The organism is Clostridium sp. CM028 (assembly GCF_030585565.1).
Classification (GTDB): domain Bacteria; phylum Bacillota; class Clostridia; order Clostridiales; family Clostridiaceae; genus Clostridium_AD; species Clostridium_AD estertheticum_B.
In genome coordinates, this window is record NZ_CP077766.1 from 307,430 (window position 1) to 328,235 (window position 20,806).

At 32.5% G+C, this 20,806-nt stretch carries 21 protein-coding genes and 1 pseudogene; 18 read left to right on the forward strand and 4 right to left on the reverse strand.

Translation table 11 applies throughout. The annotated features are described in order from the left end of the window. The first annotated feature begins 10 nt into the window (after nt 1-10). Entirely contained in the window at nt 11-937 is a 927-nt protein-coding gene (gene miaA, locus KTC94_RS01475; protein WP_220285869.1) for a tRNA (adenosine(37)-N6)-dimethylallyltransferase MiaA, read from the forward strand. A gap of 21 nt (nt 938-958) precedes the next feature. Continuing rightward, nucleotides 959-1,852, forward strand: a complete 894-nt coding sequence (locus KTC94_RS01480; protein WP_216303037.1) for an MYG1 family protein — start codon at nt 959-961, stop codon at nt 1,850-1,852. Between the two features lie 102 nt (nt 1,853-1,954). Here the strand turns inward: KTC94_RS01480 and KTC94_RS01485 are convergent, their stop codons facing one another. Then, nucleotides 1,955-3,166, reverse strand: coding sequence for a pyridoxal phosphate-dependent aminotransferase (locus tag KTC94_RS01485; protein ID WP_258280658.1), 1,212 nt, complete (start codon nt 3,164-3,166; stop codon nt 1,955-1,957). A 771-nt stretch (nt 3,167-3,937) separates the two neighbouring features. On the opposite strand from KTC94_RS01485, the gene iscB reads away from it, so the two are divergent. The 14 genes and pseudogenes from iscB to KTC94_RS01550 all read left to right on the forward strand — a co-directional run bounded on the left by iscB (nt 3,938) and on the right by KTC94_RS01550 (nt 15,897). Further along, nucleotides 3,938-5,173: an RNA-guided endonuclease IscB gene (iscB, locus tag KTC94_RS01490; RefSeq protein WP_165412231.1), complete on the forward strand. Its 1,236-nt coding sequence runs from the start codon at nt 3,938-3,940 to the stop codon at nt 5,171-5,173. Between the two features lie 79 nt (nt 5,174-5,252). Then, the gene (locus KTC94_RS01495) at nt 5,253-7,211 is read left to right on the forward strand and encodes an ATP-dependent DNA helicase (protein WP_258280659.1); all 1,959 of its coding nucleotides are present in this window, start codon (nt 5,253-5,255) and stop codon (nt 7,209-7,211) included. Between the two features lie 352 nt (nt 7,212-7,563). Then, on the forward strand, nt 7,564-7,974 hold the full coding sequence (locus KTC94_RS01500; RefSeq protein ID WP_220285866.1) for a peptide deformylase: 411 nt from the start codon (nt 7,564-7,566) through the stop codon (nt 7,972-7,974). Between the two features lie 8 nt (nt 7,975-7,982). Continuing rightward, nucleotides 7,983-8,075, forward strand: a complete 93-nt coding sequence (locus KTC94_RS17700) for an enhanced serine sensitivity protein SseB C-terminal domain-containing protein (RefSeq protein WP_220319521.1) — start codon at nt 7,983-7,985, stop codon at nt 8,073-8,075. A 424-nt stretch (nt 8,076-8,499) separates the two neighbouring features. Beyond that, a complete protein-coding gene (locus tag KTC94_RS01505; protein WP_220285864.1) occupies nt 8,500-9,462 on the forward strand; it encodes a YafY family protein in 963 nt (320 codons plus the stop codon). 100 nt (nt 9,463-9,562) lie between these two features. Continuing rightward, nucleotides 9,563-10,189 carry a type 1 glutamine amidotransferase family protein gene (locus KTC94_RS01510; RefSeq protein WP_164946729.1) on the forward strand — a complete coding sequence of 209 codons (627 nt, stop codon included), beginning with the start codon at nt 9,563-9,565 and terminating at the stop codon, nt 10,187-10,189. A gap of 946 nt (nt 10,190-11,135) precedes the next feature. Then, entirely contained in the window at nt 11,136-11,627 is a 492-nt protein-coding gene (locus tag KTC94_RS01515; RefSeq protein ID WP_220285863.1) for a pyridoxamine 5'-phosphate oxidase family protein, read from the forward strand. Between the two features lie 85 nt (nt 11,628-11,712). Next, nucleotides 11,713-12,549 (forward strand): MBL fold metallo-hydrolase, encoded by an 837-nt coding sequence (locus KTC94_RS01520; RefSeq protein WP_220319522.1) that lies wholly within the window; start codon nt 11,713-11,715, stop codon nt 12,547-12,549. 138 nt (nt 12,550-12,687) lie between these two features. After that, nucleotides 12,688-12,897 (forward strand): hypothetical protein, encoded by a 210-nt coding sequence (locus tag KTC94_RS01525; RefSeq protein WP_220285861.1) that lies wholly within the window; start codon nt 12,688-12,690, stop codon nt 12,895-12,897. 523 nt (nt 12,898-13,420) lie between these two features. Further along, nucleotides 13,421-13,684 (forward strand): annotated as a pseudogene (locus KTC94_RS01530) (AraC family transcriptional regulator); the annotation flags it as partial. A gap of 396 nt (nt 13,685-14,080) precedes the next feature. Next, entirely contained in the window at nt 14,081-14,509 is a 429-nt protein-coding gene (locus KTC94_RS01535) for a GNAT family N-acetyltransferase (protein ID WP_258876378.1), read from the forward strand. Between the two features lie 47 nt (nt 14,510-14,556). Continuing rightward, complete coding sequence (locus tag KTC94_RS01540) at nt 14,557-15,048, forward strand: QueT transporter family protein (RefSeq protein WP_309550857.1); 492 nt, start codon at nt 14,557-14,559, stop codon at nt 15,046-15,048. Nucleotides 15,049-15,262: 214 nt separating this feature from the next. Then, a complete protein-coding gene (locus tag KTC94_RS01545) occupies nt 15,263-15,523 on the forward strand; it encodes a CatA-like O-acetyltransferase (protein WP_268064126.1) in 261 nt (86 codons plus the stop codon). Next, nucleotides 15,523-15,897 (forward strand): CatA-like O-acetyltransferase, encoded by a 375-nt coding sequence (locus KTC94_RS01550; protein WP_253198227.1) that lies wholly within the window; start codon nt 15,523-15,525, stop codon nt 15,895-15,897. Before KTC94_RS01545 ends, KTC94_RS01550 begins: the two co-directional genes overlap by 1 nt. A 74-nt stretch (nt 15,898-15,971) precedes the next feature. Here KTC94_RS01550 and KTC94_RS01555 read toward each other — a convergent pair whose 3' ends face one another. The 3 genes from KTC94_RS01555 to KTC94_RS01565 form a co-directional block, all read right to left on the reverse strand. Beyond that, the gene (locus KTC94_RS01555) at nt 15,972-16,733 is read right to left on the reverse strand and encodes a CPBP family intramembrane glutamic endopeptidase (protein ID WP_220319523.1); all 762 of its coding nucleotides are present in this window, start codon (nt 16,731-16,733) and stop codon (nt 15,972-15,974) included. A 335-nt stretch (nt 16,734-17,068) separates the two neighbouring features. Then, the gene (locus KTC94_RS01560) at nt 17,069-18,109 is read right to left on the reverse strand and encodes an alpha/beta fold hydrolase (RefSeq protein ID WP_220319524.1); all 1,041 of its coding nucleotides are present in this window, start codon (nt 18,107-18,109) and stop codon (nt 17,069-17,071) included. Nucleotides 18,110-18,437: 328 nt separating this feature from the next. Beyond that, nucleotides 18,438-19,184 (reverse strand): helix-turn-helix domain-containing protein, encoded by a 747-nt coding sequence (locus tag KTC94_RS01565; RefSeq protein ID WP_220319525.1) that lies wholly within the window; start codon nt 19,182-19,184, stop codon nt 18,438-18,440. Between the two features lie 603 nt (nt 19,185-19,787). On the opposite strand from KTC94_RS01565, the gene KTC94_RS01570 reads away from it, so the two are divergent. Both KTC94_RS01570 and KTC94_RS01575 read left to right on the forward strand, forming a co-directional pair. Next, nucleotides 19,788-20,264, forward strand: a complete 477-nt coding sequence (locus KTC94_RS01570) for a GNAT family N-acetyltransferase (RefSeq protein ID WP_220319526.1) — start codon at nt 19,788-19,790, stop codon at nt 20,262-20,264. A gap of 208 nt (nt 20,265-20,472) precedes the next feature. After that, entirely contained in the window at nt 20,473-20,721 is a 249-nt protein-coding gene (locus KTC94_RS01575) for a hypothetical protein (RefSeq protein WP_369811882.1), read from the forward strand. Nucleotides 20,722-20,806: the final 85 nt, after the last annotated feature.

The following is a 20,806-nucleotide window of genomic DNA, read 5'->3' on the forward strand; positions in this document are numbered from 1 at the left end:
AGGTGGAAACATGAAAGATTTATTTATTTTAGCAGGCCCTACAGCTGTAGGTAAAACAGAAATCTCTATAAAACTTGCGCAAAAGCTAAAGGGAGAGATCATATCAGCAGATTCAATGCAAATATACAAATGTATGGATGTTGGTTCTGCTAAGATTTCATTCGAGGAGATGAGGGGAGTTCCTCATCATCTAATAGATATAATAGAGCCTAGTGAAGAGTTTAGTGTGTCTGAGTTTAAAGAAAGAGCTGAAAGTGCTATTGAAGATATAAGTAATAAAAATAAACTCCCAATGCTAGTTGGTGGAACTGGGTTTTATATAAATTCACTAATATATAACTATAGCTTTGCGCGTACCAACAAAGATGAAGAGTATAGAGAGTATCTTACAAAACTTTCAGATGAAAAAGGAAACGAATATGTACATAGCTTACTTAAAGATATTGATGAGGAATCTTACAATAAACTATATCCTAATGATTTAAAAAGGGTTATTAGAGCTTTAGAAGTGTACAAAGTAAGTGGTAAACCCATGAGTGAGTTTAAATCAGAGCAAAATATTTTGGATATTCCTTATAATGTACATTATTTTGTACTAAACATGGATAGACAAAAATTGTATAATAGAATTAACCAACGCGTAGATATAATGTTTGAAAATAATTTAATAGATGAAGTTATAAAATTAAAAGATATGGGCTACAATTCAGATATGCAGTCAATGAAGGGTATAGGATATAAAGAAGTGCTATACTATTTAAATGGTGAAATATCTTTAAATGAAGCTATAGAAATGATTAAACAAGGAAGTAGGAATTATGCTAAAAGGCAGCTTACCTGGTTTAGAAAAGATCCAAGAGTAACTTGGATTAATAAAGATGATTTTAGCAGTGATGATGAAATTGTAGAATATATTGCGGATATGAGTAAATTATAATAAATATAAAAGAGGTAAATAATGATTAATGAAAAGAATATTAAAACTTTAGGAACACATAATGGAAAATTTCATGCAGACGATGTTATGGCTACAGCTATACTTAGTCTACTACTAGGGGATATAAAGGTAACAAGAACAAGAGATGAGAATATACTTAGAACTTTAGATTTTGTATATGACATAGGCTTTGGAGAGTTCGACCATCACCAATTAGACAAAGAAATAAGAGAAAACGATGTTCCATATGCTGCTTGTGGTTTGGTTTGGAGAGAGTTTGGGTCAAGAGTAATACAAAAGTTTAATTCTGAATTTGATGAAGAGGACATAAGATCCATTTTTGATTGTGTTGATAAAAATTTAGTTCAGGGTATTGATGCTACAGATAATGGAATAGATATAAAATCAGAAATTAATGTAACTACAATAAGTGATATAATCCAAAGTTTTAATCCTGCATGGGATTCTGATGATTCAAAAGAGGAGGCATTCGAAGAAGCCGTCCGGTATGCTACTGAGGTTATAAAAAGAATAATAAGCAGACAAGTTTCTGTTATAAAAGCAAGGGTAATAGTAGATGAAGCCTTTCAAAATAGAAAGACTAACGAAATAATGGTTTTAAAAACCGGTTGCCCTTGGCTTAAACAGTTACTTAAAATAGATATAAATAATGAAATATTGTTTGTTATTTCTCCAAATGATAATAATGCAGAGTATAAGATTCAAACTGTAAAGAAAGCCGTTGATACTTTTGAAGCAAGAAAAGATTTATTAGAATCGATTAGAGGAAAATCAAGTGAGGAAATAAATTCTATACTTAAAATAGATGATGCTATTTTTTGTCACAAAGCAGGGTTTATAGCATCTGCTAAAAGCTTGGAAAGTGCTATGAAAATAGGGGAATTATCTATTTAAAACTGATATAAGGAAAATAGATAAAAAGGGCCATCTCAAAATAGAAAGTAATTTCTATTTTGAGATGGCCCTTTTTTCTTTTGGTGTATAATTTAAGTATGATTAACGTATACCCTCATATTTTCTTAGAAGCTTAACGAATAACTCAGGAACTTTTGCCATGTTTTCTGGAGTTTCTACGAATGCGATACGCATCTGGGTGCTCCCTGGATTAGATTCGCCTGGTTTAATGTCATAGAAACCTTTCATAGGTGCTACCAGAAGAGTTGTTTCCACTCCGTGGAAATCCACTGAGCCTTCTTGGGCACAATACATAACAAATTCGATTGAATCAAATCCTGGTTTTACAACATTTCTAACGTCAACTACTGAGTATATAGCTGCATCAGGGCTAGAAACAATAAGACCTGGGTCCAGTTTCTTCATACAACTATAGAATTTAAACAAGAGTTTTTTGTAATACTCACGGAGTCCTATACACCATTCATCAAGCTGTTCTTTGCTTTCATGAGCTAGTGCTCCGAAGATATACTGACCTATTACATTGGCGCAAAGGTTAGCAGTATATTCAGCTACTGATTGAGTATGGAACTCTTCATTATCAGTGATTAAAGCCCCTATTCTTAAACCACAGGCACTCCATATCTTTGATGCGGTATCGAGACTTATTCTTCTGCCCTCTATGCCAGGTACATCTGCATCAGTGATTCCCCAGATACTTATGAGGTCACTGTTAACATAATATAGTTCACGATAAGCTTCATCGCTAATCATCCACATATTATATTTTACGCATATTTTAGCAAGTTCTTTAAGAGTTGCATAGTCGTAGAGCTGCCCTGTAGGATTGTCGTAAGGGATTACAAGAAGTGCCCCGGGATTATTCTTTTTAATAGATTCTTCAATTTTGTCTAGTTCTGGAAGGCTGAACTTACCATCATCGTCTAAATGACGCTTTACTGTAACAGTTTTACGGCCAATTCTTTCTGCAAAAGAAATATAATTTGTATAGGCTGGGTCAATCATCATAAGAGGTTTATCATCAGTGCCGGAAGCTCCGCAAACACCAAGTAATAACATCTCAATACCAGTGGATCCACCATCGGTTACCTGAACAAATAATTTGCTAGTATCAAACCCTTGGCAATTGAGAATGTTTTTAAATGCATCCTGAGCCTCGGCTACACCGGCAGTACCTGAATATCTTACAGTACCCTTTGCAAATGGGCTTTCAGGTGAATCCAATGCAAACATTCTTTTCTGCATAGCAGGATTTGTTGGTAGGGAAACGTTTCCAATCGCTACGTTGACCAACTCAGGTTTAACTTTACGCTCATTAAATTTCATTTGTCCAATTCTTACGGCTGATGGCATCCTTTTCTTAAAATGTTCCGATATTACTGGTTTATTCATAAAAAATACCCCCTAAAATTATAATTTATAAAATATTTAGCTTCTAAGAATATTATAACAGTAAAGTCAAATAATGGATGCAATTATGGTGCGATTAAATTTACTATCTGGTATTAGGATCGACTTTGAGGTGAAAGTAAGTATATATCCAGGAAAGTGACTAGATTTTATGTAATATAAATTAGAATCATTAAAAGATGTAATTTTTTCTCCATTGTTAATGTTATAATACTTATTGAAAAAGTTTAGAATGTAAGGGTGTTTATGTTTAGTATATAAAGAAAAACTATGTGCATGTACATAACTGACAGTAAATTTTCGCATAATATTTTCTATGGTATTCCATAGGTTAACAGGAGCTACTAAACTGCTTAAAAAAATCTAAACAATTTTAAACAAAAGTGAACATATTTAGTTGTTCATGCAGTGAACGTTGCTTTCAAGCTTAAGTGAGTGTAGCATCTGAAAAGATCGTAGCACGATGAACTACGTGAAATGACAGGTTAAAGACGTACCTTTAGATGTACTTCAGTCTGATGCTCTACGATAATGAGGAGGAAAATAATCTAAGGTTTTGCTACGGCTTAATTATGATTAGACACACCGAAATTCAGTGCACCATCATTTTACATTGGCAAGAAGAAAAATTTCCCGTAAGGAGGTTGACTAGAAATGGTCGAATATTCATTTGTACTGGACTTAGCTGGCAACAGACTAAGCCCATGCAACAAAAATAAAGCTTATTACCTTATTAGAAATAAAAAAGCCAAAATGCTTAATAAATTTCCGATGGTAATACAATTGTTTAAAATAGTTAAGGAGAATAACAATAATAAAACTAAAACCTATCTTGGAATTGACGATGGGAGTAAACATGTTGGGCTAGGAATAATTCAAGATTGTAATAACAAAGTAAAACCAATTTTTAAGGGGACTATAGAACTTAGAGATGACGTTTCTAAAAAAATGGCTATAAGAAAAGGGTATAGGACATATCATAGATATCATAAAAGGTATAGAGAAAAGAGATTTGATAATAGGCAATCATCTAAAAGAAAAGGTAGACTTGCTCCAACGATAATGCAAAAGAAACAATCCATTTTACGAGTTGTAAACAAAATAACCAAATGGATTAAGATAGATTCGATATATTTAGAAAATGTGTTAATAGACATACGAGTTCTAACTGAAGGTAGAAGTCTATACAAATGGCAATATCAAAAATCTAATAGACTGGATAATAACATTAGGATAGCGGCACTCATGAGAGATAACTTTACTTGTGTTGATTGTGGTTCTAAAGAAAATTTACAAGAACACCACATTAAACCAAGACGTGCTAAAGGAGCCGACAGCATACATAATGTTGTAACATTATGCAAGTCCTGTCACACAAAAACCTTTGGCAGAGAAATCGAGTTAATAGATCAATATTTAGCTATAATAAAAGGTAGAAAATTAAATCTTAGTGATGCATTGCATGTTATGCAAGGTAAAAAAAACTTACAGACTGAACTTAAAAAAATAGCCCCATTATATTTAACTACGGGTGGCGATACTGCAAACCATAGAAATGATTGGGATATAGAAAAAACACACTCAAATGATGCTTTAGTTATATGTAACGTAGATATCAAAAAAAATAATATTGATATCAAAGACTGGCAAATATCACCTTTACGTAAAAAATCTAAGGGTGACGCAGAGCTAATTGTAAAAGGATTTAAGCATAGAGATTATGTAAAGTATACCAAGAAAAATGGAACCGAGTATATTGGATATATTACAGCATTATACCCAAGTAAAAATCAATTTAACATGACACGAACAAATGGTGAGATATTAAAAAGATATGGTCTAAAAAGCTTGAAACTATTATCGAGACCAAAATGTATACGGTGGATATAATATTAAAAATAAGGAGGTGAACTGGTTAATTAAGTCAAATGTATAATTATGTTCAGATTTAATTAACCAGGATAAAATTTTGTATAAGAAAATAGGACCCACCTTTGATTATAAAACAAAAAAAGAGTTTCCAAGTAAGTTGATGGATTGGATTGGCGATGTTTTTTACGATATTCTTCCGGAACACGGATATGAGATACGTGATGAGCAAATATATACTGCTTTTCAGCTTGCTGATGCAGTTTGTAATAAAAAAGTTCATCTGGCTGAGGCTGAGGTCGGTACCGGAAAGACATTCGCCTACTTACTCACTGCAATTGCCTACGCTGGTTTTAGCGGAAAACCTGTAGTAATTGCATGTGCCTCAACAGCACTTCAGGAACAGCTGGCAGGGCCAAAGGGAGATATTCAAACACTTTCCCGAATACTGGGATTAGAAATAGATGCGCCAATGGCAAAGGATCCTCGTCAGTATGTTTGTGATGAGAGAGTTAGTGGAATAGGGGGAATGTTTGGCGATGCGACAGCCTCTGATGAGATTAATCAATGGTTAGCCAGGACTACAAAAGGTGAACGCTCAGAAATGCCGCATATATCCGATAGTGTATGGAGACAGATTGGATGGGATGAGACTATGCCCTGTGATGCCTGTCCCAGAAGAGGCTTTTGTAAGCTTGTTAAGGTAAGGGAACATTACAGATCTTCCAAGGATTTAATTATCGCTGATCATAATATCTTTTTTCAGGACCTCTGGACAAGGGATGAAAGAATTGCAGACGGTAAAATGCCTATGCTTCCAGATTACTCGCTGGTGATTTTTGATGAAGGGCATAAAGTCATACTGCCGGCAGCCATGGGTGCTGGAAGACAAATTCATAAAGAGGATATTGATAATATTATCCTTTCGATAGAGGAAATCCAGGGAGCAAGAACTTCACTGGTTGTAAGTGCAATTGCCTTGGACCAGGCCAATTCTAACTTTTTCGAAAAACTTAATCAAAACGTAATAGATGATGAGCAATCAGAGCGTCTGGGGGTTCGCACCGATGATATACTTCTGAAAGCAGCTGATACTTTTCATAAGGCACTAGATCGGTTGCTTTTAGATATACAAATTGAGGAAGAGCTATACATAGACGCGCTACCGGAAAGCACGTTACATACCTTTGAAATTCAAATAGAACTATCAATTACAGCCTTAGCTAGGTTTGGTAGGAATAAAGGTAGAGAGGTTATTACTTGGGTAGATAGGGCAGACGGCAGCTTTTGGGTAGTTCCGCGGAATTTGAGCAATATGCTAGATAAACATTTATTTTTGAAAAAATTGCCTGTGGTGTTTACTTCAGGAACTTTAAGTGATAAGGGGGATTTTGGTTACCTTATGAGGACTCTTGGCTTAAAAGATCCAGCAATATCAACGGTTGGAAGTCCCTTTGATATTGAGGAACAGGTGGTGGTTTATTTACATCAGCCATCCTTTGAGGCTACTTCCAGTGCCAAGTTTTCACGCAAAATCAAACAATTACTATGTTTGCTGAAAGAAAATGGAGGAAGAGCGCTGATACTTGTTAACTCTTTGAAGGAAGTCAGGAAAATAAGAAATGAAATTAGTGGCTATGAGTTACCTTTTGAAGTTTTATGGGAGGATAAAGGTGAGCGAGGACATCTTGTCCAAAAGTTTCGTGCGGAAGTTACATCTGTATTAGTAGGTTCTACTTTTTGGGAGGGAATTGATGTGCCCGGGGAGTCTTTATCTCTCGTTGTAGTTTGGCAGCTTCCCTTTCCTTCCTTAGACCCTTTGATTGAAATGAGGCGCAAAGAAGCAGAAGAAGAGGGGATGAATCCACTTATAACCGTTGATTACCCTGAAATGGGATTGAAGTTAAAACAAGGTTGTGGCAGATTAATTAGAACTAAGGATGACCGTGGAGCAATAGCTGTCATGGACCAAGTAATAGGAACCCCATGGGAAAAGGTGGTTATGAGGGCTCTACCTAGAGGATCGAAAATCAAAACTTTGGAACATAGGGATATTTAAAATACCACACCTTCTTCAACAGATTCAACACAAGGATCTAACCAGAATTGCGCTGAACAACTATGCGATTTATCGGGTACAGAGTAGAAGATAGTAAGGTATATCTCTAAGATTGGATCTATTACCATTCGTGCTTATGTTCTTAAGAAATAAGCCAATGATATTAAAAGTGTCATTGGTTTATGTTATAATTTTTTTGAGTTAAGGATGTGTATTAAGTGAAGAACTTATAGCTAATTATGGGAAAGGATATAGTCAAGCAAATTTATTTAATATGCTTAGGTTATACGATATATTTTAAAATCATATCTTATTTTTTATAAAAAATATAACTGAAAAAGAGGTATAAATTATGATAAAACCAATTGTAAAAGATATATTGTTTTTAGGACAAAAATCAGAAGAGGCAACTAAAAATGATATAGTAGTAATTGATGATTTAATAGATACATTAAGTGCAAACTTAGAGCATTGTGTTGGATTGGCTGGTAATATGATTGGAGCAAAAAAGCGTATATTGGTATTTACTGTAGACAACCTTATTGTGCCTATGATAAATCCAGTTATATTAAAAAAAGAAAAGCTTTATGAAACAGAAGAAAGTTGTTTATCTTTAATTGGCTTTAGAAAAATGAAGAGATATGAAATGATAGAGGTGGAGTATCTTGATAGAAATTTTAACAAGCAAAAGCAAGTGTTTAATGGGTTTACAGCACAAATAGTTCAACATGAAATGGATCATTTTGAAGGTGTAATAATCTAATTGAATATTTGAAGAAGCAAAAAAATGTACAGGCAGCCTATTTGCAACTAATGGTAAAGGAAAGTGAACAGAGTTATTTAGTAGTAGATTTTATGGAATAAGTAATGTTGCAATGAGTCACTTAAAAGGTATTTTTATTGACTTGGTACCCTATGATTCTGAGTTTGGAAGTAGTACGCAAATAATATTGAACAATTCTATAAAAAGAAAAAATTTGGATTTTTTTAAAATAGAAATGCTAATTGTAGAGTTTTACAGTAAAGTAATTAAATTATTTCTTATTACTCAAATACCCATTAGGCTAATAATGGGCAGTCGAAAAAATGTGTAACACTTTATATGTGTACTGGGTATCAACGATATCTGAAGACATTTCTCAGTTAAAGAGTTATGTCAAACTTGTTAAAAAATGCGTCACAGTTGATTTAATAATAAAAAATGTTATAAATTTTTAAAAACAATATTTAATGATATTATATTCCTAAACAATAAAATTTAATAGTTAACCAGATTAGGGGGTGCATTATGCCAAAAAATGACAATATGCTAGCAATTTTATGGATGCTGAATTCAGGTACAAAAATAACTGCAAAGCAAATATCCGAAAGGTTAGAAATAAACATACGATCAGTTTATCGTTATATGGATGCACTGTGCGTTAGTGGAGTGCCAATAATATCGGAGCCTGGTCATAACGGCGGATATAGTTTGCTTAACAATTTTATCCGAGCACCCCTGTTTTTTGATCTTGAAGAGAAAAAATCACTTTTGCATGCTGCTGTTTTTGCAATGGAATCAGGATATCCTTTTATGGAATCATTAAATAGTGCAACATCAAAGTTAAAGATGTTTTCGAATCAAGAACAAGAAAAAGTTCTCAATCGTCATTTAGTTGGATTTGAAGTAGTGAGCCGTATTTGCGATCCAGCTGTCAAACCTATATTAATGGAACTCGAGCAAGCTGTTGCAAATGAATGCTCTATGGAAATTGAATACTGTACAGGTTATGAAGGGCATCCCAAGCATAGGGTTGTTGACCCCTATGGGATGCTTTACTGGAACAATAAATGGTACGCTATTGCATTTTGCCATCTTAGGAATGAAATTCGCAGCTTTAGGGTAGATAGAATAATAAATATTATAAGCACTAAAAATACGTTTAAGCGTCCTGAAGCTTTTTCGGCACGTGAGTTTTTTACAGAAAGCTTATTATCGAATATAGAAAGTAAAGTAGGACTTTGCACTTTAGTAATTGAGGGCAAGTCAGAAGCATTGAATGACCTTTGTGCACATTGGTTTTTAGGATATCATCTGATAGAACGAACTGAATGCAGAGCGAATTTTTTAATGGATGAATACTCAATCCATACCTATGTTCCTCATATTCTACTTCCATATGGTAAATCAATAAAGGTGCTTGAACCAAATAGTTTTAAAGCTGCTATGGCATCAATTCTTAAAGATTTGCTGGACTATTATCTCCACTGACTGAATTTGTCAGTAAAGATAATATATAATTGATTAAGATGGAGCTTGAAACCATCCTGTGATAAATAGTACTAATGAAATGAAAGTGGAGGAATAGAAAATGAAAAACAAAGTATATCTTTATGTATTTGATACAATGGCAGACTGGGAAATAGGTTATTTAAGTACTGAAATCAATTCGGGAAGGTACTACAAAAAGGGATTAATGCCTCTAAAAATAGTAACTGTAGGAATTAACAAGAACCCTATTACTACAATGGGAGGTCTAGAAATATTGCCAGAAATTGAACTTAAGGAGTGTAGTATTGAAGAGACAGTTGCTTTGATTCTACCTGGTGGGAATACATGGACAGAAGCAATTCATGCTCCCATTATAAGAATGGCTGAAGAATGTTTAGAGAAAGGTATTGTTGTAGGGGCAATTTGTGGTGCTACAATAGGACTTGCTATGGAAGGAGTATTAAATAAGCGAGCCCATACAAGCAATGACCTGGGATATCTTAAAATGGTCTGTCCAAGCTATGCAGGAGAAAAATATTATAAGCAAGAATACGCAGTAACTGATAGAAGTTTGATTACTGCCTCTGGAATAGCTCCTCTTGAATTTACTTTGCACATATTGAAAATTCTAGAGGTGTTTTCACCACAAACCTTAGATTCTTGGTACAATCTTTATAAAACTCAAGATGCAAAATATTTCTTTGAGTTGATGAGCTCGATTCAATAGTAGAAAATTGAGTGAATCAAAGTTATTTATATAAATATAAAAGTATAAAGCCAAATGCGGAGTTGGAGATTATTATAGATTTGCAAGTGAGTCTGTTTCAAAGTTTATGTAAACTTCCAGGATTGATATAGAATAAATATAAGTCATGGAGTTTTTTCATGGAAAGAAGTTAATACTACTCTGAAAGCTTATGAACCAAATATATCTATGATTCTTCAAAGGTTAAAAGAACGCTATAAGGGGTAGAGCCAACATTTCTCTTATTCACACCAACAGGAACAAAAAACGACTATAAATCAAGTAATATCAAGAAAAATTCTATTATATTATTAGCAATGCAAATACTCACTACCAATCACGAGAACTTAAATTGTTGATAGAAAAAATATCGAAAGCCATTAAGGAAAAAAATATTTAATTCACTATGGAAGATAAGTATTATTTCTATTAAACCATGTGTCATATTCTTCTTATAGTACGTCATAACAGCCACAAAATAGTAGTTCCATTTTTGATTTATAGTTCATCGAAAATGCTGTCTTGTGGCTGTTTTTTGCACGAATCGTTGCCGTACCCCGTATACATTTACGTAGGGTTTTTGCTTTTACAGTTACATCTTACAAAAATATAGCAATACAATTTCTAAAATAACCTTGTTTTTTAATTTTTTAAGTCGATATATATCATAGGACGGTTATATTTCTAATAAGTTTTGTTAGTGATTACATTTGAAAAGAGGTTAATAGGAGTATTTCAATATCAGGTTCAAGCAAAATACAGTCTATTAGCTTTAATAATTATGATATGATTAAATATATATTTTATGATAAATTTATAAAATATTGCGGTGCTATGAAAATTTATGAATTAATGATAATATTTATTGAGGAAACGTAATAAAAACAAGGGCTTAATAATAATGAAAGAATTATAGAGGGGTGTAATTATGTTCAGAGAAATGAGAAGAAAAAAGCAGTTATTGTCCAAAGAAGAAACAATTGAAATTCTACAAGAGTGCACATCTGGAGTTTTAGGTGTAACAGGCGATGATGATTACCCATATACCGTTCCCGTAAGTTATGCTTATAAAGACGGAAAACTCTTTTTTCATGGTGCAAAAGAAGGGCATAAGATTGACAGCATAAAAAGGAATGATAAGGTGACATTTTGTGTCATAGAAAAAGACGAAGTAATACAAAAAACTTTTACTACCCATTTTCGTAGTGTGTCTGTTTTTGGTAGAGCAAGGATTCTTACAGAAGATGACGAGAGGAGATATGCCATTGAAAGTTTAGTTGAAAAGTATTCACCTGACTATATTGAAGAAGGACAGCGAGAAATTGAAAGTGAATGGAATAGAGTATGTTTACTTGAAATCAAAATCGAACATATAACAGGTAAAGCAGCTATAGAAATTGTAAATAATAGGCAGAATTAGGTCACAATATGCTTCTAAGTAGTCACAAGTAAACCCATACCTAATGATATGGGTTTACTTTATTAAGTGTATATGGAGGTGTGTAATGAAACTAACGGCACTTATTGAAAATAAAGCTACTGGTAATTTGAGTGGGGAACATGGACTTGCTGTTCATATCGAATACAATGGAAAACAGTATCTTTTAGATACTGGTGCATCAAATAAGTTCCAGAATAATGCCAATAAACTAGGCATAGATTTAAAAAATATTGATACTGCTGCGTTATCACATTGTCATTATGACCACTCTGGTGGATATGTTGGATTTTTTTCTGAAAACAGTAAAGCAAAAGTATATCTCCAAAGCGCAGCAAGGGAACTGTATTATGCCAAACTAGGATTGATTAAAATATATAATGGTATTCCACGAGGCATTTTAGATACATATAGTGACCGATTTGTCTTTGTAGATGGAGATTATGAAATTGATGAAGGTGTATGGTTAATTTCTCATAAAACGATTGGGCTAGCAGCACGGGGAAAGAAAGCACATATGTATCGAAAAACAGAAAAAGGATTTGTTGCCGATGATTTTCAGCATGAACAAAGTTTGGTGTTTGAAGTAGAGAACGGTTTAGTTATTCTAAATAGTTGCTGTCATGGGGGCGTTGATAACATTATTGAAGAGGTAATGGAAACGTTCAACGGAAAGGAAGTTCTGGCTATAATCGGTGGTTTTCATTTAATGGGGATTATAGGCACCAAGTCTATGAGTGGAAAACCGGAAGAGGTTAGAGCATTAGGAAAACGACTATTTGATTTGAATGTAAAGCATATATATACTGGTCATTGTACTGGTAATCCTGCTTATAAGGTATTGAAAGAGAAACTGGGAGAACGGTTGCAATATTTTAGTACGGGAACCACAGTTGAACTATAAGATTATGAGCAATAATGTGAAGCTGGAAAAATGAACACTTAATTGATGAGTGTAGGGAAAAAGAATAACGGCGATACGTCGAATTTGTAGAGTTATGCGAAGTAAGGTTAATTTATATTTTATGAGGAGGAGTTCATTATGGCTGATTTAAAAAAGAGTAACGATAGAAAAAACATCAATGAAAACAAAAAGAACTCTAAAAATGGGTCTTACCTTGCTATTGGGATTAGTCTCGGTGTTGTATTTGGATTATTAATTAATAATCTGGCTATTGGTATTGCTATAGGGGTTGCTAGTGGAGCAGCAATAGATGCGAAAATAGCGAACAAAAATAAGAAACAACAATAAAGTTAATAAGTATAATCCGTAATTATAGTTAATTCATACTTTTTTTATAGTGTTAACTAACTAGAGTAAAAAACACTCTAGTTTTATTTTATTTGAGAGTATCTAAAATGGTCGTTTATGGTCTCTTTTATCCATATAATTCCTTAACGTTGGTTTTGTCGGATTATCTATACTACACCACATAGAAATGGCTTAGACAATTTAGTTTTTTGGCTAATAATATATTGTGTTAAATAGAATATTTTAAGAGAAGTTGCTCTAAGGGTCTGCTACTTTTTGAATACTAAATGTTGAGGAAGATAAGATATAAGGCAACATAACTATTGAATTTGGAAATTGAATAATCCGGTATTAAAAAATGAAAATATTTACTATTATAGGAATGTAGAAATATGTATAATATGCTATAATTTCTATAGAGTTAGGTCGAAGGTGTATAAATTAGTTACTACTATAGAATCTATACTATAAATAAAAAGGGGGCACAATATGTCAAGGGAAAATAAAGTGGACAAAGGTTTTGAACCTAACGATAATGGCTGTAACAGCGGACTTTTTTCAAAAGATGGGTGCAGAAGTAAGTAAAGGCTTTTATAAAAAATATGATGAAAAAGATGAAAACGGAGAAATAAGTGTTTGTACGAGAAAGGCGTGGGAAAAGGTATGGTCTGAGCATAAATCGGGCGATATACATAGAACCTTTACAGCAGATTTTGAGAGCACTGTTCCAAGTGAATATACGAAAGATGGCAAAGCACATTGCTATTTGTATGATGCAATTCAGTAGATTTAGAAAACATAAGTGGGATTATGAGAAATGTGTAGCGTGTGTACATGGTGACATGAATAGTTGTAAATAAATCTGAAGAAAGTAGGTATGTATTATGATATCTGAAATTCCCATACCTAAAGGAGTGGGCTTTTAGCCAAACAATTGTAAATTAAACAATGATGAAATAGAAATTCACATTGAAGAGCAAAAGCAGTTCGCAGAATAATAAATACACAATTTTTTTAAACTGCATCACAATGTTTATTTATAACGAAGCTAATATATTTATTAATAGAATCTTTTATTAATATAGAAAGGAGAAAATTAAATGGAGTTAAGTACAGAACGTTTAAAAATTATACCTTTGACACACTTCACCAGTTTAAATTATTGCTTGATGGAATTGATAAAATGGAGAAGGAGTTAAAGTTAAGTGCTTCAAATGAATGTTTAGATGGACATACGCAAGAAGCAATGGAGAGATTATATCAAGAAGCTGTAAAAAATAAAGTTAGATATTTTTGGTATACAAATTGGCAGATTATCTTAAAATCAGAAAATAAGGCTATTGGTAGTGCTTGTTTTATGAAATGTCCAGATGAAAATGGTGAGGTTGAAATAGGATATGGTATCAATAGTACCTATCAAAATAATGGGTATATGACCGAGGCAGCACAGGCTATTTGTAAGTGGGCTATTAGTCAACATGATGTTTCCATTATCACTGCAGAAACAGAAAAAGACAATATTGCTTCACACAGAGTTTTGCAAAAATGTGGAATGGGAAAATATAAGGAAACAGACGAGGGAATTTGGTGGCGTATAAAAGTTGCTGAATAATATAATACTTAATAAAAGGTAAAATTGAAGTTACAGTTTTGTGAGGAGTGTTTATTATAAAAATTAAGGAATTAACTATAGCAGCCTTAGTCATGGCGATGTATATAGTAATAATGTATTTAACACAAGGGTTTTCATTCGGACCTTATCAAATAAGGATGGCAACAAGTTTATATGCTTTAGGGTATATATATCCATTTTTAATAGTTCCTATGGGAGTTGCAAATTTATTAAGCAATACATTAATGGGTGGCTTAGGAGTATTCGATATGATAGGCGGAACAATGGTGGGAATCATAACGACAACATTAATATATCTTATAAAAAGATTTAATTTAAATAAGTGGATGATTGTTATTCCGATAGTATTTATTCCAGGCTTATTAGTACCTATATGGCTTTCATATCTATTACATATACCATATTTCGCATTAGCCATTAGTCTTTGTATAGGTCAAATAATACCCGGTATAGTAGGCGTTTTTTTAATAAAAAGGTTAGAACGTAATGCAAACATAGTTCGTCATAACCAAATGTAAGAATTATTAAAGAGATAGATTATTTGGGCAGGTTGCGGCTATAATGTGAAGCTCAAAAAATTAACACTTAATTGATTAGGGTAGGGAATATAAGAAGCATCTGAAAGGTCATGGTTATACAAAGCTATCCCTCAGTTAAAGAATAACGGGGGATATGTCTAACTTGTAGAATAAGACTAAGTTTAGGAGAATTTTTAGGGGGAGTGGTATACAGGTGAAGTTTATAGACATGGAAAATTGGGAAAGAAAAACTCATTACAATTATTTTAAACAACTTGATTATCCTCATTTTAATATTTGTGGGAATGTTGATATTACTGAATTTTATAGATTTATTAAGGAAAAAGATAATCCGTTTTTTATATCAATGTTGTATGTTGTTACAAAAACAGCAAATAGCATAAAGGAATTTCGTTATAGGATAAGAGAAGATAAAATAATTGGACATGAAATGGTCAGTCTTCTTTTACAGTAATGACTTCAAATGAAATATTTAGTTTTTGTACAGCTGAATTTATAGATGGATTTAAAGAATTTAAGATTAACACATCAAATGAAATAGAAAGAACAAAAAATAATGTAAGTATTGGAAATGGAACAGGTCGTGATGACCTTATATATACTACAAGTATTCCATGGGTTTCATTTACTAGTATAACTCACCCAATTCAAATGAACCCTGTTGCTAGTGTCCCAATAATAGCATGGGGTAAATACTTTGAGGAAAATGGAAAGATAAAGTTACCACTATCTGTTCAAGTACATCACTCACTGGTAGATGGCGCACATGTTGGACATTACTTTAATAAAATTCAAGAAATTTTAGATAATCCTGTAAAGTATTCATAATATTTACCTTTAGATAAAATAATTTTATATTTATGCAGTTGGTTTTCAATGTTCTTAAAGTTCGTCTATAATGATTAACTTCTTTTTTTTGGTAAATTATACTTTATATACTTAATGTTCATTACAATAGATATGATTATAGATGCAAAAACTACAACTACGACTAAAGGTTGTGCCGTACCATCTGAATTGGACATAGGTATATAAACATATTGAGATAGAACAACAAATATAAAAATGCTAAAGTTGTGTAACATATGAAAAATAATACAGTTTACAATATTCTTGGTTTCTATATATAATAATGCACTTAACACACCCATAAAAAACCTACCTATAAAGTTTAAATCAAAGTGTACTATTGCAAATATTGTCGCAGATATTAAGATTGCAAGTCTGATACCCGTCTTAAATGTTAATTTATTTAACAATACCCCTCTAAAAAACAACTCCTCAACTATTGGCGCTGTTGTTACTCCAAATATTAAATAGCTTAAAGTCAGACCTGTAGCAGTTACATGTGTACCTACTAATAAAATAAGACCTACTCCAATGTAAAGACCTATATTCAATAGGTATAATCGAGCTATCTTTTTATAACTTATTTCTTTAATGCAACTAACTAAATCGTTTTTCATTGCATTGTTACCTCTAAATACCAGTAGGCTAACAAAAACTAACAATATAATATTTAACATAATTTCAGCTACGTACTTATCTTTCAAATATATATTGTCAATAATAGGTATCTCTAATAATAAAAAAGTTAGTATAATTGCAAGTATATAAAATAGTACGACTTTTTTTACCTTTATTTTCTCAAACATGTTATCCATATATTAATAATCCCACCCACATAAATTTTTATAAATTATATACTAAATAAGTATATATAAAAAACTAATATCTGTAAATATTAGTTTATATTTTATAAACTATAACATGAAAATTAAGTATTCTTATTGGACAACTGATTTTTAATAAATTTAGTCGAACTCTATTAAATTTCTCTACTCAATATCATCTAAAATAGATAATATCCTTATAATCAAATATCTTCTCAGTAAGCCCCAATCTTTGTGAATGGGTTTGGAGCTCGCCAGTTGCTTTTGTAGCCCAACATAAGTTGTAGTAAGTAAGGATGGCAAATTAATTCAAGTTTGCATTATATTTATTTAATAAATGTATCGCACATCCATTTATTAAATCTTTCTTTCTCTTCAAATTGCGGATAATGAGCTGATTGTTCAAAGACAATAAATTCTTTTTTATCCGTTTTAATCATATCAAAATATTTTTTTGCTGCACTAGCTGAAGTCATATAGTCATATTTACCCATGATAAAATAGCATGGTAATTTAAGTTTTGTTACTATAGTTGGTAAAGGATTTTTTAATAAATCCTTTACCAAAATCTTTTGAGATAAGGATATCCCATAGTCATAACGGATAACATCTAACAAGTTATACTCACTACTGAATAAAAAACCTATACTATTATTATCGGGGGCATCAATAAGTCTTGAAGCCCCACCATATTTAATAACATAAGATCGTGGGGCATACATATTGCCATTTTTGATTTCTTTAGTTAATCCTTGTAGATACAAAACATCATCTGTATTGGCAGCATTTTGAGCTTGATTAATACAGTAATTCAAACTGTCGATCTCACTTTCTGTTGTATCGCTCATCTGTCCAATGCCAATATATGCTTCATATTTTTCAGGAGCTTTATAGGCAGCTTGCATTGCAATATATGTACCACAAGAATGGCCACTCAGTATTATCTTTTTTTTGCCAAGACGTGCTGAGATATAATCCGTCATATCCAATAAGTCCTTAACCAATAAGTCTGTTGAAAGGTTCGAATAGTCCTCAAAAAAATGATATGATTTTCCACTTGCTCTTTGGTCGTAATTAACAACTGTAAATTTGGTTTCCAATAAATTTTGGTATTTATCAGCATATGGTATTTCCGGACATCCAGGTCCTCCATGTACAAAAACAATAACTGGATTATCCCTATCATTACCGCGTATCATAAGTTCATGATTACTTCCATTTATCTTTACTTGTTCTAATACACTTATACTGTTTTTACCTTTTATATCCGGAGTCCATGTAGGAAAGAGAAGTGCCATTATTGGCAATACTATAATAATTACTCCGATATATATATAAATTTTCATTGATTTTTTTTTATTTTTCATCAAAGATACTCCTTTAAAATTGCTAGAGTTATTAATCAGTGTTCAAATTTTGAGAACTTTTATTTACCGATTTCATAATTCCTGCTATTGCAAACGACACAGTCATTCCCAATAACAAAATGATTATAATAATATGTATATTCCCATTCATATATTTGTCACTCCAATCACGAAAATTGTATTGGAATCCAAATACAGAAGGTTCAAGCCCCAATACCATATTTATCAGACCTTGTATAAAATATTCAAATACAGAAATTACAGCGAAACATCCTGAAGTCTTCAGTAACCCATTGATTCTAGAATATCTAATAATAAGCATCATACTCTACAGAACAATCAGACATAATAATGTAATCGGAAGACCCTTCGTTAAGAACCATCCTCCGCCTGTATACATATCGCATACAAAAATCAGTAATAATAGTAATACGGTATCTACCATAAAGCACAGCAATGCTTTTTTATTTGTCAAGAAATCCGGAAGCCATATGCGATTTAGTACAATTGGTGAAAAAACAGCCGTCATACCAAACAGCAACGGTATAAATGTCACAAAGAACCAGTCTCCATTCGTATAAATGCAGCAAGTCATCAAAAGAAGAACAAGCGAAGTAAATAAAGATCCTAGCGTGATCTCTCTACGATACTCAGTCACCAAAACAGGCAGCAGTGTTAACGTAAATGCAATCAATTCTGCAGTCAGCACAATAAAAAACCACGACAGCTTATGTTGAACAGCCAGATTACATATAAAACATACTAATAAAGATATTCCATACATAAAAAATAATGTATATTTATATCTGTTTACTATTTTTATATATTTTGTGGCTAATTTTTCAGTAGCTCTTGTTTGAAGGTCTTCACTGGCGGTCAACAGTTCATGTTCGTTAATCTTAAGCACCTCACAGATATCACTTATAAGGGTGATGTCAGGATAAGAGATTCCCCTTTCCCATTTTGAAATTGCAGATTCTGTTACAAATATTTTCTCTGAGAAACTCTTCTGAGTCAATCCTGCTTTTTTCCTTTTTTGCGTAATAAATTCACCAAATGACTTTTTATCTTCCATAGAAATTCCTCCTAGTATTTTTTCACTTCCAATACTATACTTACCATTTCTCTATGTCAACGAAACAGCCCGATTTAACAACTCGACTATCAAGCCAGTCGGCTAAAACACTGCATTTATAGGCATCTTTTCTATAAGAATACAATTGAAGAGGTGTATTTATCTTCAACGTACAACACACTGTGTGTAAAAGGAGTATAACTAATAAAGCTAAAATATGTTCTTTTTAACGTATCAAGGCATGTGGAGTGCTGTTCGCTACTCGTAAGAAAATAGAGGTATGATAATTAGAAAAAGATAGTAAAAACTTTGTTATAAGGTTTTGCTATCTTTTTTGTTAGGCTAGTGATTTAGATGGAGCGGTTTTAGTTTAAATCGTAGATAAAAGTAAAAGAAATATCAAAGGTAAAATAAAGAGATTATGATAAAATTTGTAGTATAATTAAGGTATATGTTAATTGATGCGTGTAGGGAATATCGTAGTCGGCTGAAAAGTCATGTTTTACAGACATTTCTCTTCGTTAAAGACCGGCGATATGTCGAACTCGTAGTTTAATACAAAGTAAAGATTATTAATAAAATGTGAGTATGGAAGTGATAAAAATGATAAGGCAGATAGAAAGAGATGAGATTAAAGTTTGTGTACAAGTAATCAGAAAAAGTTTTGGAACGGTAGCACAAGAATTTAATCTTACAAAAGAGAATTGTCCAGGGAATGCAAGTTTTATGAAAGTTGAAAAATTATATAAGCAGTATGATGAAGGTCGACCAATGTTTGCGTGCCTTGATAATGGTATCATTGTAGGTTATTTTTCACTTGGCAAGAATGATGGTGGGAGTTTTGAACTGAATAATCTTGCTGTATTGGTAGACTATCGCCATAAAGGTTATGGCAGAGAAATGATTATTTTTGCAATGGATAAAGTCAGAGAAATGGGAAGTAATAAAATGACTATTGGAGTAATTGAAGAAAGTACGAAATTAAGGAATTGGTACAGTGGGTTAGGATTTATACATACAGGTACAAGAAAGTATAAACATTTACCTTTCACAGTGGGCTTTATGAAAATTGGACTTTAGACTTCTATAGTAAGAAATACTTCAAATCGCGCTTCAGGAAATATGAGAGGAAAAGCTTTGAATTTCTTGGATTTGAATTTCGATGGGGAGTTTCTCTTAAAGGAAAAGATACAATAAAAAGAATAACTAGTAGGAGCAAACTAAGAAAATCAATAAAGGCGTTTATTTATGGTGTAAACAAAATCGTTATAAGAGAATTAAAAAGATAGTGGCAATGTTAAATTCTAAATACAGAGGATATTTCAACTATTACGGAGTAATAGGAAATAGTAAGGGACTTAGTGAGTTCTATGGACCATCCCTAAAAATATTGTATAAATGGATGAATCGTAGAAGTCAAAGAAAGGGTTTCAACTGGGAAGAGTTTAATAAAAAGATGAATTGGTATGGACTAATTAAACCTAGAGTAGTGGAAAGAGCAGAAACACAAATGAGAATCGAAATCTGTTTTGAGTGATTACGGAAGTGAATATATTTGAAGAGCCCGGTGCGGTACTTCCGCACGCCGGGATCTGTACGGGGCGTACCGGGTGACTAGTACG